Annotated in this window: 19 protein-coding genes and 1 tRNA gene; 7 read left to right on the top strand and 13 right to left on the bottom strand. The window is 37.6% G+C overall.

Translation table 11 applies throughout. The annotated features are described in order from the left end of the window. Window positions 1–94: 94 nt before the first annotated feature. Together ACFRAE_RS02340 and ACFRAE_RS02345 are read right to left on the bottom strand one after the other, a co-directional pair. Entirely contained in the window at window positions 95–2,317 is a 2,223-nt protein-coding gene (locus tag ACFRAE_RS02340; protein WP_422795551.1) for a Tex family protein, read from the bottom strand. A 68-nt stretch (window positions 2,318–2,385) separates the two neighbouring features. Continuing rightward, a complete protein-coding gene (locus tag ACFRAE_RS02345; RefSeq protein ID WP_422795505.1) occupies window positions 2,386–2,904 on the bottom strand; it encodes a Sec-independent protein translocase subunit TatA/TatB in 519 nt (172 codons plus the stop codon). A 153-nt stretch (window positions 2,905–3,057) separates the two neighbouring features. Here ACFRAE_RS02345 and ACFRAE_RS02350 point away from each other — a divergent pair, with 153 nt between their 5' ends. Next, window positions 3,058–4,413: an MATE family efflux transporter gene (locus tag ACFRAE_RS02350; protein WP_422795506.1), complete on the top strand. Its 1,356-nt coding sequence runs from the start codon at window positions 3,058–3,060 to the stop codon at window positions 4,411–4,413. A gap of 97 nt (window positions 4,414–4,510) precedes the next feature. On the opposite strand, the gene ACFRAE_RS02355 is transcribed toward ACFRAE_RS02350, so the two are convergent. From ACFRAE_RS02355 to ACFRAE_RS02365, 3 genes are all read right to left on the bottom strand, one after another. Beyond that, window positions 4,511–5,896 carry a dihydrolipoamide acetyltransferase family protein gene (locus tag ACFRAE_RS02355; RefSeq protein ID WP_422795507.1) on the bottom strand — a complete coding sequence of 462 codons (1,386 nt, stop codon included), beginning with the start codon at window positions 5,894–5,896 and terminating at the stop codon, window positions 4,511–4,513. Between the two features lie 98 nt (window positions 5,897–5,994). Beyond that, window positions 5,995–7,254 (bottom strand): competence/damage-inducible protein A, encoded by a 1,260-nt coding sequence (locus ACFRAE_RS02360; protein WP_422795508.1) that lies wholly within the window; start codon window positions 7,252–7,254, stop codon window positions 5,995–5,997. Between the two features lie 24 nt (window positions 7,255–7,278). Next, window positions 7,279–9,876 carry a putative LPS assembly protein LptD gene (locus ACFRAE_RS02365; RefSeq protein ID WP_422795509.1) on the bottom strand — a complete coding sequence of 866 codons (2,598 nt, stop codon included), beginning with the start codon at window positions 9,874–9,876 and terminating at the stop codon, window positions 7,279–7,281. A gap of 218 nt (window positions 9,877–10,094) precedes the next feature. Here ACFRAE_RS02365 and ACFRAE_RS02370 point away from each other — a divergent pair, with 218 nt between their 5' ends. Genes ACFRAE_RS02370 through ACFRAE_RS02380 form a run of 3 tightly spaced genes read left to right on the top strand, consistent with a single transcriptional unit; the run spans window position 10,095 to window position 12,897 of the window. Beyond that, window positions 10,095–10,979 carry an N-acetylmuramoyl-L-alanine amidase family protein gene (locus ACFRAE_RS02370; RefSeq protein WP_422795510.1) on the top strand — a complete coding sequence of 295 codons (885 nt, stop codon included), beginning with the start codon at window positions 10,095–10,097 and terminating at the stop codon, window positions 10,977–10,979. Window positions 10,980–10,983: 4 nt separating this feature from the next. Then, window positions 10,984–11,895: an N-acetylmuramoyl-L-alanine amidase family protein gene (locus ACFRAE_RS02375; RefSeq protein ID WP_422795511.1), complete on the top strand. Its 912-nt coding sequence runs from the start codon at window positions 10,984–10,986 to the stop codon at window positions 11,893–11,895. A 54-nt stretch (window positions 11,896–11,949) separates the two neighbouring features. Then, window positions 11,950–12,897, top strand: coding sequence for an MlaD family protein (locus ACFRAE_RS02380; RefSeq protein ID WP_422795512.1), 948 nt, complete (start codon window positions 11,950–11,952; stop codon window positions 12,895–12,897). A gap of 74 nt (window positions 12,898–12,971) precedes the next feature. Here the strand turns inward: ACFRAE_RS02380 and ACFRAE_RS02385 are convergent, their stop codons facing one another. The 5 genes from ACFRAE_RS02385 to ACFRAE_RS02405 form a co-directional block, all read right to left on the bottom strand. Then, window positions 12,972–15,077 carry an alpha/beta fold hydrolase gene (locus ACFRAE_RS02385; RefSeq protein ID WP_422795513.1) on the bottom strand — a complete coding sequence of 702 codons (2,106 nt, stop codon included), beginning with the start codon at window positions 15,075–15,077 and terminating at the stop codon, window positions 12,972–12,974. 139 nt (window positions 15,078–15,216) lie between these two features. Then, complete coding sequence (creD, locus tag ACFRAE_RS02390; protein WP_422795514.1) at window positions 15,217–16,707, bottom strand: cell envelope integrity protein CreD; 1,491 nt, start codon at window positions 16,705–16,707, stop codon at window positions 15,217–15,219. Then, on the bottom strand, window positions 16,697–17,206 hold the full coding sequence (locus ACFRAE_RS02395) for a Coq4 family protein (protein ID WP_422795515.1): 510 nt from the start codon (window positions 17,204–17,206) through the stop codon (window positions 16,697–16,699). Before ACFRAE_RS02395 ends, creD begins: the two co-directional genes overlap by 11 nt. A gap of 52 nt (window positions 17,207–17,258) precedes the next feature. After that, a complete protein-coding gene (locus tag ACFRAE_RS02400) occupies window positions 17,259–17,561 on the bottom strand; it encodes a winged helix-turn-helix domain-containing protein (RefSeq protein ID WP_422795516.1) in 303 nt (100 codons plus the stop codon). Then, a complete protein-coding gene (locus tag ACFRAE_RS02405) occupies window positions 17,558–18,178 on the bottom strand; it encodes a hypothetical protein (protein ID WP_422795517.1) in 621 nt (206 codons plus the stop codon). Before ACFRAE_RS02405 ends, ACFRAE_RS02400 begins: the two co-directional genes overlap by 4 nt. A gap of 645 nt (window positions 18,179–18,823) precedes the next feature. Here ACFRAE_RS02405 and ACFRAE_RS02410 point away from each other — a divergent pair. Both ACFRAE_RS02410 and tig read left to right on the top strand, forming a co-directional pair. Further along, a tRNA-Leu gene (locus tag ACFRAE_RS02410) sits at window positions 18,824–18,905 on the top strand. Window positions 18,906–18,974: 69 nt separating this feature from the next. After that, a complete protein-coding gene (gene tig, locus ACFRAE_RS02415) occupies window positions 18,975–20,315 on the top strand; it encodes a trigger factor (protein ID WP_422795518.1) in 1,341 nt (446 codons plus the stop codon). A gap of 116 nt (window positions 20,316–20,431) precedes the next feature. On the opposite strand, the gene ACFRAE_RS02420 is transcribed toward tig, so the two are convergent. Beyond that, window positions 20,432–21,871 carry a DUF3943 domain-containing protein gene (locus ACFRAE_RS02420; RefSeq protein WP_422795519.1) on the bottom strand — a complete coding sequence of 480 codons (1,440 nt, stop codon included), beginning with the start codon at window positions 21,869–21,871 and terminating at the stop codon, window positions 20,432–20,434. Window positions 21,872–22,092: 221 nt separating this feature from the next. Here ACFRAE_RS02420 and ACFRAE_RS02425 point away from each other — a divergent pair, with 221 nt between their 5' ends. Then, window positions 22,093–22,788, top strand: coding sequence for a hypothetical protein (locus ACFRAE_RS02425; RefSeq protein ID WP_422795520.1), 696 nt, complete (start codon window positions 22,093–22,095; stop codon window positions 22,786–22,788). A gap of 69 nt (window positions 22,789–22,857) precedes the next feature. Here ACFRAE_RS02425 and cysM read toward each other — a convergent pair whose 3' ends face one another. Both cysM and ACFRAE_RS02435 read right to left on the bottom strand, forming a co-directional pair. Continuing rightward, on the bottom strand, window positions 22,858–23,730 hold the full coding sequence (cysM, locus tag ACFRAE_RS02430) for a cysteine synthase CysM (RefSeq protein ID WP_422795521.1): 873 nt from the start codon (window positions 23,728–23,730) through the stop codon (window positions 22,858–22,860). Continuing rightward, window positions 23,730–24,539 (bottom strand): serine O-acetyltransferase, encoded by an 810-nt coding sequence (locus ACFRAE_RS02435; RefSeq protein WP_422795522.1) that lies wholly within the window; start codon window positions 24,537–24,539, stop codon window positions 23,730–23,732. The genes cysM and ACFRAE_RS02435 overlap by 1 nt, the downstream gene beginning before the upstream one ends. Between the last annotated feature and the right edge of the window lie 19 nt (window positions 24,540–24,558).

The following is a 24,558-nucleotide window of genomic DNA, read 5'->3' on the forward strand; positions in this document are numbered from 1 at the left end:
AAGCGATACAACATTCTAGGCCTAATTCCTTGCACAAAAAAAAGGCTAATCCATGTGATTAGCCTTTTTAAAGTGTAAAAACTTAGGTTTCTACCTATTTAAATTTACTTGCCAATGCGGCTAATTTACTTGCCATATCCGATTCGTTGGAACGATTTTCTCGTTTTTCAGATTTCTTTTTCACAGGTCTATCTTCAGTTTTCATCGTTAAACCAATTCTCTTTCTTCGTTCATCAATTTCCGTAACCGTAACTTGAACATGCTGTTGTACTTTCACTACCTCGTGTGGATCTGACACAAAATGATTAGCCAATTGACTTAAATGAACTAATCCATCTTGATGGACACCGATATCCACAAAAGCTCCAAAGTTGGTGATGTTCGTTACTATACCAGGCAATTTCATACCAACACGTAAATCAGCAATGCTATTTACACCATCTGTAAAAGAAAATGATTCAAATTGATCCCGAGGATCTAGCCCTGGCTTAGAGAGTTCTGACATGATATCATTCAGCGTTGGCAAGCCCACGTCTTCACTCATATAGTTTTTCAAATTCACCGATTTGCGAAGTTGATCATCTTTCATTAAATCAGGAATACTGATTCCTAAATCTTTCGCCATGCGTTCCACCAAAGCATATCGCTCCGGGTGAACTGCCGACGCATCTAATGGATGCGCTGCTTGACGAATTCGTAAAAACCCAGCAGCTTGTTCAAATGCTTTATCCCCCAATCTAGGAACTTTCTTTAATTCTCTTCTGGATTTAAAAGGCCCATTTTCCTTTCTATAATTGACAATTTGCTGCGCCAATGAAGGACCAAGACCTGATATGTAGGATAAAATCTGTTTTGATGCTGTATTCAATTCTACGCCTACTGCGTTCACGCAGGACATAACCGTATCGTCCAATGCGGATTGTAACTTATGCTGATCTACATCATGTTGGTATTGTCCAACACCAATAGATTTAGGATCTATTTTAACCAATTCAGCCAAGGGATCCATTAATCTTCGACCGATAGAAACAGCACCTCTAACGGTAATATCATGATCTGGAAACTCCTCCCTGGCAGTGTCACTCGCAGAGTATATCGACGCACCACTTTCATTCACCATCACAATATCTACCCCTTCGATACTTAGTTTCCTCACGAATTCTTCTGTTTCACGGCCTGCAGTACCATTACCTATCGCAATCGCCTCAATTGCATACTTGGAAATTAAATGCCTCACAGTTTTTTCAGCTTCCGCAAGTCCACCTGATCCAGTATGCGGGAAAATAGCGGTATTCTCCATTAAATTACCTTGAGCATCCAAAACCACCGTTTTACATCCGGTACGGAAGCCTGGATCTATCGCCAATAATCTTTTCTGCCCTAGCGGAGCCGCTAATAACAACTGACGTACATTATCTGCAAAAACACGAATGGCTTCTTCATCGGCCTTCTGCCTAGTCAGCACACGCACTTCCGTCTCCATCGAAGGTTTTAACAATCGCTTATAAGAATCTAATAATGCTAATTGTACCTGATCAGATGCCGGATTATTCGCTTTGATATATTGTTTCTCGATACCTGGCAAGACTGCATGCTCATCTGCTTCAATATCCAAGTACAATAACTCTTCTTTCTCACCCCTGCGCATAGCCAATACCCGATGAGATGGAGCATCCTTCAATGTCTCCGTCCACTCGAAATAATCTTTGTATTTTATTGCGGCTTCCTCTTTTCCTGGAACAACCCTAGATACAAAACTACCTTTTTCTAAAATCACCTTTCTAGCGTGCGCACGAACCTTCGCATCTTCAGCGATTTGCTCTGCAATGATATCTCTCGCACCTGCCAATGCTTCCTCGAAGGTATTCACACCTTTATCTGCATCTATAAAAGACCGCACTATATTGTCCAAGTCCAAACGTTCTTGTTCCAGTAGTAACTCAGCAAGGCCCTGTAACCCCTTTTCTCGAGCCGCCGAAGCTCTAGTCTTACGTTTCGGTTTATAGGGTAAATAAATATCCTCTAATATAGCCATCGTAGCAGCTTGTTTAATCTGCTCTTCCAGCACTGGGCTCAACTTACCTTGATCATTAATCGACTTGAGAATAGCTTCCTTACGTTTATCTAATTCTCGTAATTGCTGTACACGATCACGAATATTGGTAATTTGGACCTCATCTAAACTTCCTGTAAGTTCTTTTCGATACCTAGAAATAAAAGGAATTGTAGCCCCTTCATCCAATAACTCCATCGTTGTACGCACTTGCTTTTCGCTGAGTTTCAACTCCTGCGAAACGACCTGTTCATGGCTAATCATCATAGTTAAATAATAAAAAATAAGCTGTTGAAGAATATCAACAGCTTGCTATAGTAGATAAGTATATTTTAGACTTTTTTAGTTTCTTCGGTTGATTCCTTCTCGTTTACGGCGATCGTAGAAACAGCGTCTGCTGTTTCTTCCTTGGAAGGTTCTTGTGCAGCACCAGGCTCATCACTTGCAAAATGATCTTTGTACCCATAACTGTAATAGTCATCTGCTGTAGGTGTGCTATAAGGTTGGTGTTCGTATGTTCCTGCTGCTGCAGAAAATTGCGGAGCACTCTTTGCAAGTTGATCTTGTTCTTCCGGATTTTCTGTCTCCGGTTTTGTCGTATCAGCTTGGGCATTACTTGTTGTTGGTTGCTGATCGATATCCGATTTAATGACATCGACTTCACGCTCAAAATTATTTATTTGATCTGATATCTCTTTTTTAATACCTTCAGACGCATCCTTAAACTCACGAATTCCACGTCCTAAACCTCTAGCTAATTCTGGTAACTTTTTCCCTCCAAACAACAACAACGCGACTAAGACGATTAAAATCATCTCTTGACTACCAATATTTAAAAATGCTAAATTCATCTCGCTTACAATATTATTAACTAGGCTAAGTTAAGTCTATTATTTATTATGGACAATTTTTTCCTGTAATTATTTCGAAACAAAAACTTAACCCGAACATGACCGTCATACCTAAATTAACTTTGTACCTTTGAGGCCTTTAAAATTAAATACATGTTCAAGCAGTTCCAATCAAACAAAATGTACTACCTCAGCACTGCAGCATTAGCCGGGCCCGTTGTGATTTCTCAACTAGGTCATACGCTAGTGCAAACTGCTGACACCATTATTGTTGGTCAATTCGCAGGCACTATATCCTTAGCTGCCGTATCATTAGTCCATTCGGTTTTTATGGTTGTACTGGTTATCGGTTTAGGTATATCTTACGGACTAACACCATTAATTGCCCAAGAAAACGGCAGATCTAATCTCAAAGAATGTGCACAATTACTTTCCAATAGTCTTTGGTTAAATATTGTTGCTGCCATCCTCTTATTTCTTACCGTATATTATGGATCCATGTATGCTATGCAGCATGCAGATCAAGACCCTTTGGTCGTGGAAACCGCAAAACCTTATTTGTTGATTTTAAGTATGTCCATCCTTCCCTTGATGATATTCAACACCTTTAAACAGTTTGCTGAGGGTTTAGGGTATACCAAACAAGCGATGAATATCAGCATTTGGGGTAATGTTTTAAACATCATACTAGCCATTATACTCGTAAAAGGTATGTTTGGAATACCCGCTATGGGCGTAAAAGGAGTAGGTATAGCCACGCTTATCGATCGGATATTGATGATGTTGGTAATGGTATGGTATGTGTTACGATCTAAAAACTTCAAGCGTTATATCGATCATTTCAGGATTAAATTCATTGATATTAACCGCATCAAAAAAATATTAAAGATTGGGGCACCCGTAGCCATGCAATATGTATTTGAAATAGGAGCATTCGCTGCTGCTGCATTAATTGCTGGTAAAATAGGTGCTATTCAACAAGCCGCACATCAAACCGCAATTACTTTAGCAGCAATGACCTACATGATGGCGAGTGGAATTGCAGCAGCTGCAACCATCAAAATTGGCAATAGCTACGGCAATAAGAACTATTTCCGATTGCAAAAGTTTGCCTCAGTGTCCTATCACCTTGTCATCGTGTTTATGATTATTTGTGCATTAATCTTTGCAATTTTCAATCAATACCTACCCTACTTAATATCTAAAGACTTAGAAGTTATTGCGTTGGCGGCACCTTTATTGATTATAGCAGGAATGTTTCAATTATTTGATGGAACCCAAGTCGTTGGATTAGGCGTACTGCGAGGAATTGGAGATGTAAACATTCCCACTTTTATTACCTTTTTTGCTTATTGGGTGGTAGGTTTACCAATCGCTTATTTACTAGGTATCACGTTAGAATTAGGTGTTAAAGGAATTTGGTATGGCCTTACCATAGGTTTGTTAACGTCCTCCTGCCTATTATTCTTTAGGTATAGACACATCGTTCGCACCCGATTAAATCTTTAAAAAACCAGATTTACTAGAATATACCCTTAAAAAAAAGCAGGATGAAAATAAATCTTCATCCTGCTTTTTTATATAGTATCTTTTGATTCCTTACCTGTTAAACACTGCGATCGACATCCCATTGTTCAAGATAATCCGCCACACGACGAATAAAGGATCCTCCTAAGGCGCCATCAATCACTCGATGGTCATAGGACATGGAAATATACATCATATGCCGCACAGCGATTACATCCCCAAATTCTGTTTCCAATACTGCCGGTTTCTTTTTAATAGAGCCAACCGCTAAAATAGCGGCCTGCGGTTGATTGATAATTGGCATACCAAAAATATTACCAAAGGCACCTATATTGGTAAACGTAAAAGTCCCCCCCTGCGTATCATCAGGTTTCAACTTATTAGCTCGGGATCGACTTGCTAGATCATTTACCGATTTTGAAATTCCTGAAAGACTTAATTGATCCACATTCTTTATTACCGGAACAATTAGATTTCCTGATGGTAAAGCTGCTGCCATACCTATATTGATATTTTTCTTCCGTACGATATTATATCCATCGACGGAAACATTCACTAAAGGAAAATCCTTAATGGCCTTAGCGATAGCCTCTATGATTAAAGGCGTAAAGGTGATATTTTCACCCTCTGCTTTTTTATACGAGTCTTTAATTTTATTTCGCCAATTTACTAAATTGGTAACATCGGCCTCTACAACAGAAAACACATGCGGTGAAGTATGCACACTATGAACCATATGATCTGCGATGAGCCTACGCATGCGATCCATTTCAATAATTTCATCGCCATTAGCGTTGCTGATAATTTGAACAGGACTCGTAGGTACATTTCCTGATTTTTCTGAAGAACCATTCGTTTGCGAATTCAAAGGACTGGCTTGAACACCTCCTCTACTCTGTAAATAATCAAGCACATCCTGTTTTGTTACTCGACCTTCCGCACCAGTTCCAGGAATACGATCGAGCTCGTGTTGGCTTAAGCCTTCTTGTTGTGCAATATTCCGAACTAATGGAGAGTAAAAACGAATAGAAATTGGAGATTCAGCCGTTTCCTTCATGGGGTTTTCCACTAGGATTGGCAGTTGTTCAACTCCAGGAATACGCGCCTCGATTTCCGGTAAAATATCGGTTGAAGTACTTGATATTGGCTCTTTAGGCGCCTCTTGATTGGATGTTTCAATTTCTTGCTGTGTTTCTTCAGGCTGTGGATCATCTAGCTCTTCCCCTTCTACTTCAATTAACGCGATCACTTCACCTACCTGAACCACTTGATTTTCTTCAAACAATCTTTCTTTCAGCACACCCACTACCGGTGAAGGAACCTCAGAATCAACTTTATCTGTTGCTATTTCTACCACCGCATCATCTTCATCGATGGGATCGCCAACTTGCTTTACCCATTTGGTCAGCGTAGCTTCCGACACACTCTCGCCCATCTTAGGTAGTATAAGTTTATATATAGCCATCTACTTTTATTTGGATTGTTAGAGCACTAAATTACTTATTAAAAGTCAAAAGACAAGTGAACGGAATAAAATATTTTATACGCTATATAACAAGAAATTTAATTTTGGAGGGTTAACCTTTCCGATTGGTAAAGGTCCCACAACATCAAGAATGCCTGAGCTGTAGTACGTTCCACATTGATCGCTCGGTCGCTATGAAAGTGAAACAACTTAGTTTTCACCGTTGCTTTCCCAGCGATAGCAACCCAAACCGTACCCACAGGTTTCTCGGCGGTTCCACCACCTGGACCAGCAATTCCACTTGTCGCGATGGAATAGGTGGTATTCATTTTTTGTTGTACCGCTTTAGCCATCTGAATGACGGTTTCTTCACTCACTGCACCATGTGTATTTAAGGTTTCCTCAGAAACGTCCAACCATTGATTTTTCACTTCATTAGCATACGCAACTATCGCCCCTACAAACATTTGACTGGCTCCAACCACTGCCGTAATTTGCTTCGCCAAATTACCTCCTGTACAACTTTCGGCTGTAGAGAGCGTCATTTTTTGCGCAACAAATTCTTGAACTATCACCTCTTCAAAAGAAATATCTTCCATGGATACCACCAAGGTACCCAATCGGTCTACAAGCAATTGCTGATACCGACTAGCCTCTTCCTCCATTTGATGCTTGTCCTTCCCTGTGAAGGTAAGTCTTAACCGAACCATTCCAATTTTAGGTAAATAGGCTAAATGCCCATACGCAGGCAAAGCCTCCTCCAAATCCGCAATTCGTTCTGCTAAATGCGATTCACCAATTCCAACAGTAATGATATGGCGAATTGCAATTTGTTCTAGCGGATTAAAAGCCTGTAGCTTTGGCAAAACACTAAAAGTCATTAGATTCTTCATTTCCATGGGTACTCCCGGCAAAAAAACAAAAATCTTTCCTTCATGCGCTATCCACATGCCTGGAGCCGTACCCCAATGATTAAATAACACCTCTGCTTTTTCCAATACCTCAGCTTGCCCATAATTACGCTCAGGCATGGTACGAGAAAAACGTTCAAAGATTTTTTTCACATGGTTCATCACTTCTTCATCATGCCTTAATGGACTATTGAAAAATTTGGCGATAGTAGCTTTCGTGACATCATCCTTTGTTGGCCCTAATCCTCCAGTGCATAGTATAATCGATGCTCTAGCAGAAGCATTCGTTAAAGCTTGAAGGATATGTTCTTCACGATCGGTTATGGAAGTTATTTGAAGGACGGGAAGTTGAAGATCTACTAATTTTTGAGCAATCCATGCTGAATTGGTATCAACAATCTGCCCTAGTAAAATTTCATCACCGATGGTAATTATTTCTACATTCATAGTACAGCAGGTTTTGGTTATCAGTTAAAATGTAAAATGGCTATTACGCTTCGATAGTTTTAAATCTTGTAATATGGATGATTTAGCCCGGATTGTAATATTATAACTTTTATATCGACCAAAAGGAACCCATCCTACCGACATATCCCAACAATGCAAGTCCCTATAAATACTAATATTGGTCATCGAAGCTTCCTTTTGAACGAAGTCATAGCCTGTATTAAATTGAACCTTCCACTTTGGAGTCACATTAAAATCACCATGAATATTTACCGTGCTGGTGAGTCGCGTATCCATTCTGCGTTCCGTAGAATTAAATACCTTGGCGTAATTCATACTGAATGATCCGGCCAAATTCCATGGTATATTAAAATCCACAAAAGCATTAGGATCCGAACTGATTCTAGAAAGTGCTTGCGCCTGTTCAGGAGTCATATTCGGCATATCATTCCGAATAGAGTCTATATTATTACTTCTATTTTTATTCGCATTCGGATTGAAACTGTAATCGAAAGACAAACCAAAGTTCGTCAGCCTTGCCAAGGAACCATCCTTAATGGCATATCGATTGATTCGATTACCTGTATAAGTATCGTACGAATAAGGGTCAAAAGCACCATTAAAATTGATGTTAATCTTTTGGTTGAACACGGAGGTTCTTCCAGAAAATCCTATGCTGGACAGCTTCAAAGAGTCTGCTGCCATGTTGTAATTTCCACTAAAGGTCAAGCCTTGAATAATCGGTATTTTTTTAAATCCTGTTCCGGTAGAATCCTTATCATCCCTGATTTTCGCTTCAATATTATTGTCGACAGAAAAGCCTATACCAAAGGAATTACCTGCTGAGGGACCTCCATAAATTCCATTTTCAAAAATAGAATACTTCCGATATAGTCCATTTTCATCTGTAAAATCCCGGTAAAATCCATACCTCGCATCCGAGAAATCAGGACGGTAGTTCACATTGATAGATGGCGTAATGGTATGACGCATGGCTTCAATTTTTCCCATTTTTGGGTACATACCATACACCTTCGTAGATAGTCCACTCGAGAACGAATAATCATAAGCTCTACGGAAACCCTGAATGGTGTCTCGCACACTGCGATACCCATACACCTCATTGGCAAGTCGGTTTCGCACCGATTGTAAATACCAACGTTCTGTATAATTCATGGAAGTATTGAATTGGAAGTATTTCAATACACTTAAACTTAAACCAACTGGAATACTATGCTGAACACCATTGGTGAAATTCTTAAGCGATTCCTTTCTGAATAATATCGAATCTCCCGTTACAATTTTATTTTGTCCTTGCACACTATAACCTACCGTGATGCGCTGATACCATTTTTGCTCCCCGATCCGGTCTTTAGAGTCGAAGGGATTGAAGGTAGCAACGTTTAAACTGAAACTTGGTAAATCCAAAGAAACACGACCTGTCGTTAAATCTTGCTCATGTCTTAAATTGGAAGTGAAGTTTACCTTACCATCTGCAAACACTTTACCATAAGCTACGGATGAATTCAATCGGTTATTCGTTAATGCCCTAGGATCATACGTTCCGCCTGCGGCAGAATTTTTTAAATAGGATCTCGTACCAAAATTAACCGATGCAGAAAAAGAGGTTCCTGGATTCGCTTCTTGTCGTTGCGTATGGTTCCAAGTAAAGTTAAAATCCTTGGAACGACCAAAATTAGCAGTACCCTCTACCCCTTCCACGAAGGAACCGTAGCGCAAATTGAAATTTCCGTTGAATTTATAATTTACTAAGTATTGCGTACGAACACTAGCTTCCCAAGTTCCTTTTGAGTATAAATTACCACGAATTTCAGAATCCCAATAATCATTAAAGGTCAAATACCAACCTAAATCACGCATTGCAAAACCCCGAGCGGCATCTTCTCCAAAAGAAGGAAATAAAAACCCTGAGCTTTTTTTATCTTGTTTTGGAAAAAATCCAAATGGAATTGCCAAAAACTTCAAAGGAATACCTTGTACCACTAAATAGGAAGGTCCCGCAATAATTTGTTTTTGAGTCGCTAAACCTTTCGTTATTCGAATACCAAAGTGAGTATGTGGTTCAGGAAGGTCACAAGTACTGTATAATCCCGAATAAAATGACATTTCATCATAAATATTCTTGCGTACTTCTCTAGCTTGTATATAACCTCCGCCCATTTCTGTCATGACCCCAAAAGTTTTAGGGACCTGAGTTTTATAATTGTAAAGCAAAGAATCGACCGCGATAGGCGATTCTCCAGGCATGATAACAACAGGCCTGCCGATATATTTTCCTGTATGATCGATCACCCCTTTAGCAAACAAAATATTAGTGTTACGATCCAGCCGGATATAGTCCGCCGCCAACTCGAATCCTTCGTATTTTACTTTCGCACCATTGTATAAGTGAAGAATGTTTTTACTGATTTCATTCCAAGAAGAATCATTGGCTGTAATGGTAACTACTGTTTCCAATCCATCCTCATCTTTCATCTTTACAGTATCTTGTCCAGAAACTTCCTTGAAATTGTTTTGAGTGGTATCTTGTATGCTGTTTTTACTGGTATCTTGTTTAGATCCGAGTTCTTTGGAAGTGGTTTTTTCTTGGGCATGCAGCATGGACAGCCCTAACATTATCAGTATTACCGAAAGGAAAAAACAACTTAAAGCCTTCAAAATGAAATATGAATGTTATTTTTGTGCTAATTTTAAACTCTTGAAGGCAAAAATAGTCAAAAATCCATAACAAAGATTAGGATTTTCATAAAGTTAAGCATATTTAACAGTTTACTTTAAGAATGCAATAAGGCAACAATATCAGGATTAGTGTAATGCATATGAAGAAATCTACCAAAATCTTATTTTCACTTTTAGGATTATTTATCCCAAGTTTGTTATTAATCCAAACTGTGCGCTCGGCACAAGACCCTATAGTTCAAGGACAACAAGATTCAACACGACATAACAAAGCAATTAAATTAATTGTCATTGACCCAGGACATGGAGGTAATTTACCCGGTGCACGAGGTCGCATTTCTGCAGAAAAAGACATCGTGCTGCAGGTTTCCAAAAAACTACAAGTAGCTATAGAAAAAGAAATCCCCGGCATGAAAGCTATGTTAACAAGAGATGCAGATATTGATGTACCTTTTCACGAACGTTCCAATATTGCTAATAAAAACAAAGCCGATTTATTCATGTCTATTCACTGCAACTCTGCCGATTCCGAAAGCAGAGTAAGGGGACGCAATGGGAAGTATTCCACGCGAATTATCCGCAGACCAGATGTCAGTGGAACGGAGACATTTGTATGCGGTTACAATCGTTTACAAAAAGGTGAATCCAATGTAGCAATACGTGAAAATGCCGACATTCTAGTGGAGGAAAATTACAAGGATAATTATGGGGGATTTGACCCGAATGATCCATCCACCTATTTTATATTTTCCCTATTAAAAAGAACTTATCGCTCAAAAAGTATTAAGTTTGCAAGCTACTTACAAGACGAGTATGTCAAAAAAGGCCGCCCTAACCGTGGGGTTCAAGAACTTTCATTAGCTGTTTTAGCTCATGCTAGTATGCCCGCTGTGTTAACAGAAATAGGCTTTATAAGCAATCCTGATGAAGAAAACTTCATGCTTTCGGAGGCTGGACAAGCAGAAATAGTAGCTAATTTGGTCGATGCCATTAAACGATATAAAGAGTCTTCGGAAAAACTTTAATTGAATGATTAGATTACTTAACACATTAACAACATTGAGTATCCATACGTTTACAACAGTTAGATTTAAAAATCCTTATCCCATTATCCGCTTAGGATTAACATGCATGGCATTAATCTGCTTTACGAGTTTCAGCATTGCTCAAGATGCGGACAAAACAAGTCAAAAGAAAATTAAAGTTATTGTGTTGGATGCAGGTCATGGAGGACATGACTCTGGGGCTGTAGGAAGACAATCTAAAGAAAAAGATCTTGCATTACAAGTGACCTTAAAGCTTGGTAAAAAAATCGAACAAGAACTTCCAGGGGTAAAAGTTATTTATACGAGAACAACCGATGTTTATCCCAAATTATACGAACGTCCAGCATTAGCCAATAAACACAATGCCGATTTATTTATTTCCATCCATTGTAATTCTGGTGGTGCAACTAAAAGACGTGTGAAAAACAGTAGAGGACGATATGTTACCCAAAGCGTGTTGAATACCACCGCCAAAGGAACAGAAACCTTAGTTTTAGGATATAGCCGTACGGGAGAGCAAGACGTTGCCATTCGGGAAAACGCATCCATCCTTATGGAAGACAATTACAAAGAAAACTATGGTGGCTTTGATCCCAAGGATCCTTCCTCCTATTTCGTGTTTTCCCTGATGAAAAGAAAATACCGTGAACAGAGTATTCGCCTTGCGGCTTGCATGCAAGATCAATTTTCCGCATCCAACCGCACTGACCGTGGGGTGAAAGAACAAGGCTTAGCCGTACTTGCCACAGCAGGTATGCCAGCTGTTCTAACTGAAATTGGTTTTATTAGTAATCCCGATGAAGAAAAGTTCATGATGTCTGCCCATGGACAAGAAGAAATTGTAAAAGATTTATTTAATGCACTAAATACGTATAGAAAAAACGTAGAAAAATAATCTTTTTATTAACTTGCTGGTAAATAAATTTTAGTATCCTTAAATTCTTGCATTTTGAAAATAACAAATGAGACTAAAGTTGGTGCGCTTACTTGCATCTCCATTGCCATTCTATTTATAGGATATAGTTTTTTAAAAGGGAATAATGTATTCAGTAGTGAAAACACTTTTTATACGGAATATGATAATGTAGAAGGTTTGGCAGTATCCAAGCCCGTACTGGTTAGTGGATTCCAAATCGGACGTGTTTCGAATCTCACCTTACAACCTAACGGTAAAATTAAGACGGAGTTTAAAATTAAAGAAGATTATGCTATTCCATCGAATAGTGTAGCCAGAATCGTTAGTGCCGATTTATTAGGCAGTAAGGCCATTGTCTTTGAGCTGGGAAATAGCACCAGCATGGCAAGAAATGGAGACCCGCTACTATCCGATGTACAGGCCAATCTATTAGAAAAAGTAGAACCTCTTCAAAAGAAAATTGAAAACCTCGTGGTAAAACTAGATTCCGTTTTATCCGGAGTCAATTCGGTATTGGATGCTAACTTCCAACGTGATTTCAAAAGTTCCGTCCATAGTATTTCCATTTCATTGAAAAACCTTGAAAAAATAACAGGAGATGTAGACGGGTTGATGGGGCAAGAACGTTCTAAATTAACGAACATATTAAGCAACTTAGAATCCATCACCACCAATTTCAAAAACAACGACCAAAAGATAAATTCCATATTAACTAATCTGGATCAAATGTCTGATCAGTTAGCAAAAACTCAAATCAAAGAAACTATTGACAATGCAAATCAAGCCATGATGGATGTTAAATCCATTACCGACAAGATTAATAAAGGCGAAGGGTCAATTGGTTTATTATTAAATGATGAGCAATTATATAATAACTTGAATAATGCTTCGCAAAATTTAGATCAATTAATTTTCGATCTTAAAAATAATCCAGGCAAATATTTGAAGATTTCCATTTTTGGTAAAAAAGATACCAAATAATAAAAATCAGCAATAAAAAAAACGTCTGTAAAATTCTTACAGACGTTTTTTTATTACTAAAATTCCTATTTCGATTATAGTGTTTCCGACAACCAAGTAAAGAATTCACGTTGCCAAACTTGGGCATTATGTCCAGACAATACCCAATGGTTCTCATCCGGTAAATACACAAATCTACTTTTTATACCTTTCAGTTGAGCCGCTTGGAATGCTTCCTGTCCTTGTCCGATAGGAACTCGATAATCTTTGCCCCCTTGAAAGATCAGGATTGGCGTATTCCATGCATTCACATGGCGCATGGGATTAAAATCATGATAGGTTTTCTCATTACCTTTTTCCCAATATGGCCCGCCTAAATCATGATTTGCAAAAAACAATTCCTCCGTTGTACCGTACCAGGATTCCATATCAAATAAGCCACAATGAGAAATGAAACTTTTGAATCTACCCTCATGAACTCCTGCTAACATAAATACTGAATAACCTCCGTAACTAGCTCCAACAGCACCTATCCGGTCTTTATCTACATAAGATTCCTTCGCAATATCATCAATGGCAGATAAATAATCCCTGATAGATTGCCCACCCCAGTCCTTAGATATTTGTTCGTTCCATTTTACGCCCCATCCCGGCATCCCACGACGATTGGGCGCAATCACAATGTATCCTTGAGCTGCCATTAATTGAAAATTCCAGCGAAATGAATACGATTGAGTGGTTGCAGCTTGTGGTCCACCTTGACAGAATAATAAAGTAGGGTACTTTTTGCTTGGATCGAAATCAGGTGGATAAATAACCCATGAAAACAAATCCAAACCATCAGATGCTTTCGTCACCCGGCTTTCCACCTTAGTTTCTGAAATTTGGGCATAGGCTGCATCATTTACTTGAGTAATTTGCTTTAAGCTTTTATTTTTAAAAGAAAACAAAAACACTTCAGCGGCACGAGTCAATTTCGTAGAAGTGACGATTAATCCTTCCTTAGTCTCTCCCACAATTCCGGTAATATCAAATTCTCCAGCGGAAAGTTGTTTAACAGCTGTCGTTTGCTTTGACCAATCCCCTTTGTTTATATCGATTTCAAATAATTGTACTGTCCCTTTACTTGCTGCAGTGAAAAAGATCTTTTTATTGTCCTTACTCCAGGTATAAGAATTTACAGTGCCGTCCCAATGCGCGGTTAAATTAACTTTTCGATTGGATTGAGGATCCCATACGATTATATCATTTTTATCAGCCTCATACCCATCTGTTTTCATGCTTAACCAAGTCAATAAATTACCTTCTTTATTAAATTGTGGGTTGGTATCATAACCAAGCATTCCTTCAGTTAGGTTACGTGTTTGGCGGCTAGCTAAATCATATTGAAATATATCGGTATTGGTACTTACCGCATAGTCTGTTCCAAATTTCTTTTTCGCAACATACAAAACGGATTTGCTATCGCTAGACCAAGTAAAATCTTCCGATCCCCCAAAAGGTGCTTGTGGTGATGAAAATAGCTCTCCTTCCATTAAATCTACAGGATCAGAAAGCTTTCCTTGATCGTATTTAGCCACAAATGGGTGATTAAATTTTCCATCATTCCAAGTATCCCAATGCCTATAATCTAAATTATCATAGATATAAACATTCGATTTTGTTAAATCCTTATATTTATCTACACTGTGGTAATTTTTGAGCAACACAGGTTTACTATAGAGTATGTATTTACCATCTGGCGAAAGCTTTACATTCTCCAAACCGGACTCTTCATTCGTCAATTGTTTCGCTTCGGAATCTCCTAAGTTTTTTGACCAAATTTGTCCTTTATGCAGGTACAAAACTTCATTATTTGCATTTACCTGCAATACGGATTCTCCACCAATACTGTTTGTAAATGGTTTGGCTTCTCCCCCGTTCACCGGAATGACAAATAAATTTTTTTCAGATTTATTCTCTTCAAACTGGTAATTGGAAACTGCAAAAATCAATTGACTTCCATCGGCAGTCAATCCTTCTGCATTCACTCGTCCGAGTTCCCAAAGTTTTTTAGGGCTTAAAGGTTCTGTGCCTGAGGAAGGGGTTCCCTTTACGGCAATAAGAGGTCTGTCGACCTTCTGAGGTACTTCTTTTCTGGTTTGCGCGTTCAGCATATTGTTAATCAATAAGCATGCTACTATGCTCGTAATTCTAAACATATGAATTCAATTTTACCTGCCAAATTACTAAATTGACAGGTAAAATTGAATTATAGACTTAAATATTACTTTCTGCCTGTAATGATCAACAACCAGATACTGGTTAAATAAATCCGAATTGATGTTTTACTTAATTTAATCATTTTTGTTCATATTGATACCAATCAATTTTGGTTGATAATCGCATTAAAATCGCAAGAATGACAAAAATACCTATCGTCCCTACGATAAGTGAATAATCCCGTAATTGTAGAAGGACAAATATGAATACATAAAACGTACTCAATATTAATCCAAATATAGAAGATGATTGCCAATTCTTTGTTATTGTTCCGACAAAACTTGAAATTAAGGTTATGGTTAATAAGGAAGCAATGACGTACGCCCAATTAAATCCTATATGTTCAGAAATAGCTAATAATAATGCATAAAATAAGACCATGGCAAATCCAATTAAAATGTACTGGATTAAATGAATCTTTTTCCGTTTAATTATTTCTAAAAATATTAAAGAAACAAAAGATAATGCGACTACTAATATACCAAATTTTGTAACACGAGTTGTTTTTTGATAATTATTTACTTGAGGTAAGAATCGCACCTGCACCATATCCCAATCGTTAGACAACAGCTGCTGATTAACTTGATTAGATTTGGAAAAATCGACATGTCTTGTATCGATTTGTTCATATTCTTGCGCCGACAGTTCTGTTGTTAATTCCAAACCCATAAATTCATAAATTCTATTGGAAGAACCATTCCATTCTTGGGGCATCTTCCTGCTAAACGATGGAATATTCCACTGGGCAGAAAAAGATTCATTGACATCTCGTTGATCAGGAATAAAATTGCCTGAAAAGCTAGGATTTTTCCAGGTTCCAGAGGTCGTGATACTGGTTTGTTTGGCTAATGGAAGAAAATTTAGCGTATTGGAACCTTTTATATCCATCTTAATTTCAAAACCTGCTGCAGCATCTTCATTTTGTTCGAGGGGTAAATTGACATATAAACTTTGCGGAAAAAGGTTAAGGTCCACGTGATCCTTGGTCAATTCGTATTCTTTTTCCTTCCATTTTAATATCGGGTTTTTGGCAAGTCCTTTAAAATCTTCTATACCAAATACGAGTTTAGCTTCTTTCCAATTTAATTTTTGGCTGTCTAATTTTAATTTATCAAGATCAAATTTGGAGAAATTACCTTTAATTTTCACTTGACTCGTATATACCACCGTTTCATAGATTCCTCTTTTCCGGGCTTCAGGATTAACTTCAGCTGTTATTGCCACCTGATCGGCCATTAGAAAAGCCCATTCGGTCTCCAGCAATTCGACTAACTTTTGGGTGCCATCAGCAGATTTAATACTATTTTCTTTAAGCACGGGATATGGCACCGCTAAAATAGGAGTGCTGATGACTTGATCTAAGCCCCACTTCGAGGCTATTTCTTTTGCTACGATATCTTCCCTGTTTTTTCGCTCTGAAATTAAATCATGCACCATATTCATGGGAATAAGTAAGATGAGCGTGATGAAAAATATGACTGCAATTTTTAAAATTACCGAACGACTTATTCGATCGAATAAGGTATCTGCGGTTTGCGTAAATTCTGGTTTTGAAAGATTATTTTCCATGATTATATTGTGTAAGTTGATATATAAATAAATTGTTTATCGTTAATGCCTTTTGCATTTCTTTAACCGAATAGGATAAATAGGGTTTAAATTCTAGGTTGTAAAATTTGTTCATCGATTTTCCGCGCGAATAGGTATCTAAATAATACTTAGCATATTCAGGAAATAAGAAAGTACCTATTAATAGCATACTTACGAGGTATACACTGATTTTGCCATTCCCTAAGAGTAAATATTGCATGGCTATTTCATCTTGAATCGCAGTATCTATCCCCGTAAGCACATGAAATACATCATGATTTTCCAATTTAGGCATCACGTCAAATCCTCTCTCCTCATAAAAAAACCATAATGCCTGACCTAATGAATCTTTTGGAAAGCTGGAAAAGTCTTCCTTACTCAAACCCCAAGCTTGTTTATGCTGTTTAAATACAGTTGCATACAACCTACTGGACCAGTTATAGAGCCATAACATAAATTTTAAACGAATTCCTCTCATATCATATGGTTTAAAAGTACTTTGTTTTTCAAAGTTGATTTGTAAAAAAAATTTATTCGTAATTACTCTTAATTAAATTTTCCAAGGCAATTAAGTGATTTTCAAATGCTTGTTGTCCTGTTCGAGTCTTACTATAACTCGTATTTGGTTTTCTGTCAATAAAAGTTTTGCTAACTAAAATATAGCCCTCCTTCTCTAAACTTTTTAGGTTTGAAGCCAAATTTCCATCGGTTACCCCGAGTAATTCTTTCAAGGAAATAAAATCATAGGATTCATTAGCCATTAAGATACTCATGATCTGTAGCCTGACTCTATTTTCTAAAACTTTATCATATAACGACAAATCTAAACTCACTTTTCGTATTTTTCATGAACAATCATACCATAAATGATGTGTAAAACACCAAAACCTAAAGCCCAAAACCAGATTCCGTAGCCAGGAAGTGCCAAAGCTAATAAGCCCAAAGCAATTTCCAAAATCCCTAATACACGAACTTCCTTAAACGTAAATACACTTGCCGCTGTTAGCGCCAAGCCATAAAAAATTAATAAACTAGAGGCTATCAATCCATAATCCCCCTGACTCATTAAAATAAGGCAAAACAAACCGCCTGATATTAATGGAATGGCCATGGCTTTTAATAAAGCCTTACTGGTCGTATTCCAAATCGTTTGGCCCGCTTTTTTTGCTTTTGCTTTCGCCATAAGCACCCCTATGGCGACACTTATTAATAAAACCACGATGGCAATTAATGCTAATTTGAAAATAATGCCTGTATCCAGAATATAGTAATCGCGATAACCAAACTCACTTTTGGTACCATAAACCATATAATAGCCAAGCAGCGCCCCAAGCAATGCTACACATCCTATTAATACTCCAGATAATCCACTGATGGACATAAATTTGGAAGAACGCTCCATCATGGACCGAATCTGACCTATTTCATGAATTAAATCTTCTTGCTTCATAAAAGTACTTTGTGTTTCAAAGTACAGGAGAAAATTTGACTTCTGCAATACCTATTTTCATTTTTTTTATTTTCCTAACACATAAAGCTCCATCAACTATCGTTGGAGCCGATTGACCATGCGGATAGGTAAAGGCTATATTTAGTAAACAAGTTTCTTATATAGCTGTGCGATACTTATGAGAACCCCGCCTGCCGGGCATGTCTAAATGCTGCTAATTCACGAAAATTTATACTGATCATCAGTATGCTGGCTTGGCACTAACACGGATCTCCTTCGGATATCAATCGGACATTCAACGGATATTGCTTCAAAAGCTTCAAACAAAATCCATTCAATATCCAGTTATAATCGAAGTATAAGTGCCTCCATAACCTTTTGAAAGCTAAATTTCTTTCCACCTAAAATTTGAGCCATCCAAAAAGAAGTATACAGGATTAGTATCAAGGCATTAGGGGCTGCAGAAATAGATTCATGAGCATCTATTACAACAAGATAAGGGCTTAATTCCTAAAGAAAACGGTCGTTTTAAAAATTTACTAGATTAGGAAACAAAGAGTTACGATAAAAAAGACAAAAAAAGAAGAAAATGCTTGACAAATATAGGTTTGGTTTCTATCTTTGTGGCTCAATAAAATCCTAACTGCGGAAGTGGCGTAATTGGTAGCCGCACCAGACTTAGGATCTGGCGCCGCGAGGCGTGGGGGTTCGAGTCCCTTCTTCCGCACTTGATGTCCTCCCGAAACAACTTATCGGGAGGATTTTTTTTATAAATGCGAAAAGCTAAAAGAAGAGTATGAATATTTCACATCAGAACATTGACAATATCAACGCTAATATCCAAGTGGAAATAGCTCCTGCGGACTATAATCCACAGGTTGATAAAGCAATTAAGGACCAAGCAAAAAAAGCTAAATTGCCTGGATTCCGTCCAGGTATGGTACCTACAGGCCATATCAGACGCATGTATGGAAAATCTATTTTATTTGATGAAATCAATAAAATCATCAACGATAAAATTGCAGAATACATTGCAGAACAAAAACTAGAGGTGCTTGGACAACCATTGCCTACTGATGATGAGTCCGATGGAAAATACAACTGGGATTATAAAGATACCTTTAACTTCAGTTATGAAATTGGTTTAGCTCCTGAATTTGAAATTCCTTTTACAGCGGAAACTGAATTTACAGAATATGAAATTCAAGCGGATGAAGCTACTTTAGCAGAGCGTATCAAAAACTTACGTCGCAGCTATGGTAAAATGACTAATCCGGAAGTTTCTGAAGAAGGTGACGTATTATATGCTACACTTGTTCAAGAAAAAGAAGAAGAAGCGATTGAGAAAACTACTTCTATTCGTACCGATCTTGTAGAAGATGCAAAAATCAAAAAGTCATTAGCAGGATTAAAGAAAGATGATTCCGTTAAAATTGACTTGAAAAAAGCATTCAAAACGGCTGATTTAGCTCGTATCTTAGGATTGAAAGAGGAAGAAGTTGAAGCATTAGACGTGACTTCTTTTACCCTAACGGTTAAAAACATCAACCGCTTAGAAGAATCTGACTTGAATCAGGAATTCTTCAATAAATTATTCCCAGAAGGTGATGTAACCACCGAAGAGCAGTTCAATGCGAAAGTAAAAGAAGAAGTAGAAAATTTATTTAAACAAAATTCTGCGCAACGTCTTCGTAATGACTTGTATACTTATGGAATGGAAAAAGTAGATGGTCAATTCCCTGAAGCTTTCCTTAAGAAATGGTTAAAAGCAACTAATCCGAACTTAGGAGAACAAGAAATCGAAGAAGGTTTTGCTGATTTCATCAGTAACTTGAAATGGACCATCATTGAAAACCGCATCGTAACAGCAAATAGCTTAGAGGTAAAATATGATGAAGTTGTTGATTTGGCGAAAGAACGTATCTATGCACAAATCAAAATGTACAACATGAATGATGAGCCTACAGATGAGCAATTGCAACAATTTGCTATGCAGTTATTAGCTGATAGAGAGCAAGCCAACCGTTTGTTCGAAGAGGTAAAAGCATTGAAAGTTTTTGATCAATTGAAAGGTTCAATCAAAATCAAAACTGAAAAAATCGATTTCGATCAATTTGAAAAATTAGATAGCAAATAAGCTATTTCACGATAATAAGTCAAAGGCTAGCAGCAATGCTGGCCTTTTTCATTTAGAGAAATTACAAATTTTCTCCCTGCTTCAACATCCCATGGCTCAAACCACAGCTCCCCTATCTAAAAATAAATATTATACCCTACAGATAGTCTTCCAAAAGGATACGCTCTATTAAAATCTGGATATTTATCTTCTTTGAAATGTCCTTGCAGATTGAAATAACCTGAATTAAGATTAACGGACCAGCGTTTATATAGCCTTAAACTGGCCTCGAGGTTGAGTCCATGTAATATATAATACGAATCATTACCAGAGATCGTATAAAAAACACCCCCATTATAATCGGCACTTAATTTGAATGCCTTCAGCAGACTCAGCACTCCTTTGAACCGATAAGACAATCCGGAACCATAGTTGTAATTTCTACTCGCTCCATACAGCAAATACGGGTCTGGAACTGCCGCCAACAAAACCGCTCCTGCTCCAACACTGATGTCCAATCGATTATCCTTTTTATATCGAAACTCCGATAGCCAATTGTAATTGACACTTTGTGCGCCATAAAAGAAAGCATCGTTATTGTAAAAATCATAATGAGCATTTAACGTTCCATAATGATCGCCTTTTTTAGATTTAAAAAATTTAGCTCCATAAAGTAAAGCATGTACATTCACCGCATTGATAAAACTACTGTCCCCATTTCCCATTTCCAGATTTACATTAAATTGATCAAATGGCCTCTTGAAATTATGCTCACCATTGCTATAATTAAATCTCAACCTTGCGTAGAAAGCATTTTTTCCTTCATTTAAAAAGTCATTCTCTTTAGCATCAAACCTCCTTAGGCCTACATCAATTGCAGCACTAATCATAGAGGAATCAACCTGATCATATTCATCTGTAATTTTACCCCATTTACCAGCCAACAGCCTATTCAAGCCATTGATTGGATTGACTATACTTGCAACTATTTCATTGCCTATTCGATTATGGCCATGCTTACTCCTCGATAGGATATTTCGAGAAACCCGATGCATCATTTCCCCAAGAATTATTCCACCAAAGCTGGTGTTGACTAAATCATTGATGGAAGGATGCTGTGTTTCTCCAGCAGTCTCCCAGATATAACTTCCAGCCAGTGTAGCCAAACTCGATTGATAGAAATGATAACCATTACTACGAAAAGCATTAAAATATATTTGTCCATGAAATGGATGGTCAATTTGATTGGTGGTAAATTGATTATCATCCCAATCCCAAGCACTTAATCGTTGATGATCTATAAAATTTTGAAAAGAGATATACGAATAAGGGTCTTTGCGAATAAAACGGTTAAAAGATGCGGGAAATGCTTGCGCAAGAAACCATTCGGTCCCTGCGCGAAAAAAATGCTTTTCACGTATTGGAGTTGGTTTTCGTATTAAAGAATCTTTTCCAAAAGTTAGGTCTTTATGCAATAGATCTGCAATTTCAAGTTGGCTTAATGGCCTCTGCTCATAAGCAGAAAATGAACCTAAAGACTGTGCATTCAGTATCTTTAAAGACAATAAAAACAGCACAAAAGTCAAGCAAAAATTAATTATTATAAACTGCCCTAATTTCAAACGTATCAATTTTATTTCTAAAGTTAATTATTCTTAGTTATTTCCTAATCAAACGGTTTTATTAGGAATATGGAAGGATACCTAGACAAATCGAATGATCTAATTAATTGATTTTAAAACACTTTTGATTTAAAAACGTTTTTATTATATTTAAAGTTCTACCAAACAAAAAACAAATGAAAAGATTAATGTACACAGTATACTTGTTATTATTTGTCGTAATAGCAAACGCACAACAAAAGTTTCCAACGGAAGGCGCATATCTTGCCAAAGCGGATGGAATTAATCATTTATGGCTTTTTGTTGATGGTTATAGTTCTTACATAACGTATGAAGATCAAAAATACCTTAACACCTGGGGTGGTCCTTATGCAGGGAACGATAAAGACTTAATCATAAAAATCGAATACAATGAAAAGGAACCAGCTACAGTTGGTACAGAGCAACGTATAAATGCCAAAGTAGCTAAAGATGGATTTTCTTGGAAAAATCTAAACTTCAAAAAGTTGAAAGCTGGCGAACAAGATTTAGATGGCTTGTGGAGAATCACTGGACGCATGAATGAAGGAAAAATGTCGACCATCACTAGAGGTGATCGTAAAACGATTAAAATATTGGTCGCTGGATATTTCCAATGGATAGCTATAAATCCAGCAGAAAAGGGTTTCTATGGTACAGGTGGTGGAACCTATACATTTAAGGATAAAAAATACACCGAAAACATCGTGTTCTTCTCTAGAGACAATTCGAGGGTTGGAGCTAAATTAGTTTTTGATGGAGAAATTAAAGATGGTGCTTGGCATCATAGTGGATTAAGTTCCAAAGGTGATCCAATCCATGAAATATGGTCGGTAGATTCCGTAAAGAAATAACAAAACAATCCTTAAAAAAATAAGAGCCCAAATATTGGGCTCTTATTTTTTTAGCTTTTTAAAAGGACATTATCCGAATAAATCAGAGCTTAGGTATCGATCTCCACGGTCACAAACAATGAATACAATAAGTCCTTCTTCCAATTCGTTTGCTAGTTGTAGAGCTGCATGAAATGCACCTCCTGAACTCATTCCAGCAAATATTCCCTCTTGTCTAGCCAATTCTCTTGCTTTTTGCGTCGCATCTGTCTGCGCAATATCAATCACTCTATCCACACGAGAGGCATCAAATATTTTAGGTAAATATTCGATAGGCCATCTTCGAATTCCGGGGATAGAAGATTCCTCGGTTGGTTGACAACCGACAATTTGAATCGCAGGATTTTGTTCCTTTAAGTACATGGAGCAGCCCATTATAGTTCCTGTGGTGCCCATGGCACTTACGAAATGGGTAATTTGCTGCTGGGTGTCCCTCCAGATTTCTGGACCTGTGGACTTAATATGTGCCTTATAATTATCCGGATTAGCAAATTGATTCAGGATAAAATAAGCTCCGGAAGCTGCTTTTTCTTCGGCATAGTCCCTACAAATCTCCATGTTTTCCAATAAGGTAACCTTTGCCCCAAAGGCCTCCATCGTTAATGTACGTTCTCGGGTGGAGGTTGAAGGCATGACTAATTCCAATGATAAGCCATACATGCTGGCGATCATCGCTAAAGCAATACCTGTATTCCCGCTTGTGGCTTCAATTAGTTTAGTGTGTTGATCGATTTCACCACGTTCTAAAGCTGATTTAATCATATTTAAAGCGGCTCGATCTTTAACTGATCCACCAGGATTATTACCTTCTAATTTTGCATATATTTTAACTTTTGGATTTTGATGAAATCGGGTGATTTCCACCAAAGGCGTGTTTCCAATAGTTTCGATTATTCCAGCCATTAAACAATAGGTTTTGAGTCAATAAATTTAGAATTCGGCAGATGGTAGACGGTGGTATAAGGTTCTACACTAGCGGTCAGCCAAACATTTCCACCAATGGTGGAATGGTGACCTATACGAGTTTCACCTCCTAAAATCGTTGCCCCTGCATAAATGATAACATCATGTTCTATAATAGGGTGTCTTTGGGTATTTGCTAAGTTTTTCTCCACACTCAAGGCCCCTAAGGTAACACCTTGATATAATTTCACTCGCTTACCAATAATACAAGTTTCGCCAATAACAATTCCAGTTCCGTGGTCAATATATAAGTATTCATCGATGCTAGCGCCTGGATGAATATCTATTCCCGTTTTAGAATGTGCATATTCAGTTAAAATACGTGGAATAAGCGGGGTGCCTAACACATGTAATTCATGTGCCAATCGGAAAATACTTATCGCTAAAAAGCCTGGATAGGTTCGTATAACCTCCATTAAACTTTTGGCCGCTGGGTCACCATCCATGATAGCCTGCGCATCCGTGAGCATAACCCGATAAATATTTGGCAATTGCTCAAAAAATTCCTTGGCAATTTGTTTAATATCGCAGGTGGAACAAGCTTTCGTTTTATATAATAATTGGAAAAGTTCTTCTTCAGCTACTAAGAATGCAGCCTCTACATCCGTTACACTATGATAAGTTTTCGAATTGCGCTCTGGAAATAACAGGTGCAATAAAGCCGTTGCCCATTGTGCAATATGCTTATTACTAGGCATATCTTGCACTTCGCGTTGTTTTTGGTAAATATGTTGATAAAAATCCTTCATGAGGAAAATACAATTGCGT

It is taken from the genome of Sphingobacterium sp. HJSM2_6 (assembly GCF_049316305.1).
GTDB lineage: Bacteria > Bacteroidota > Bacteroidia > Sphingobacteriales > Sphingobacteriaceae > Sphingobacterium.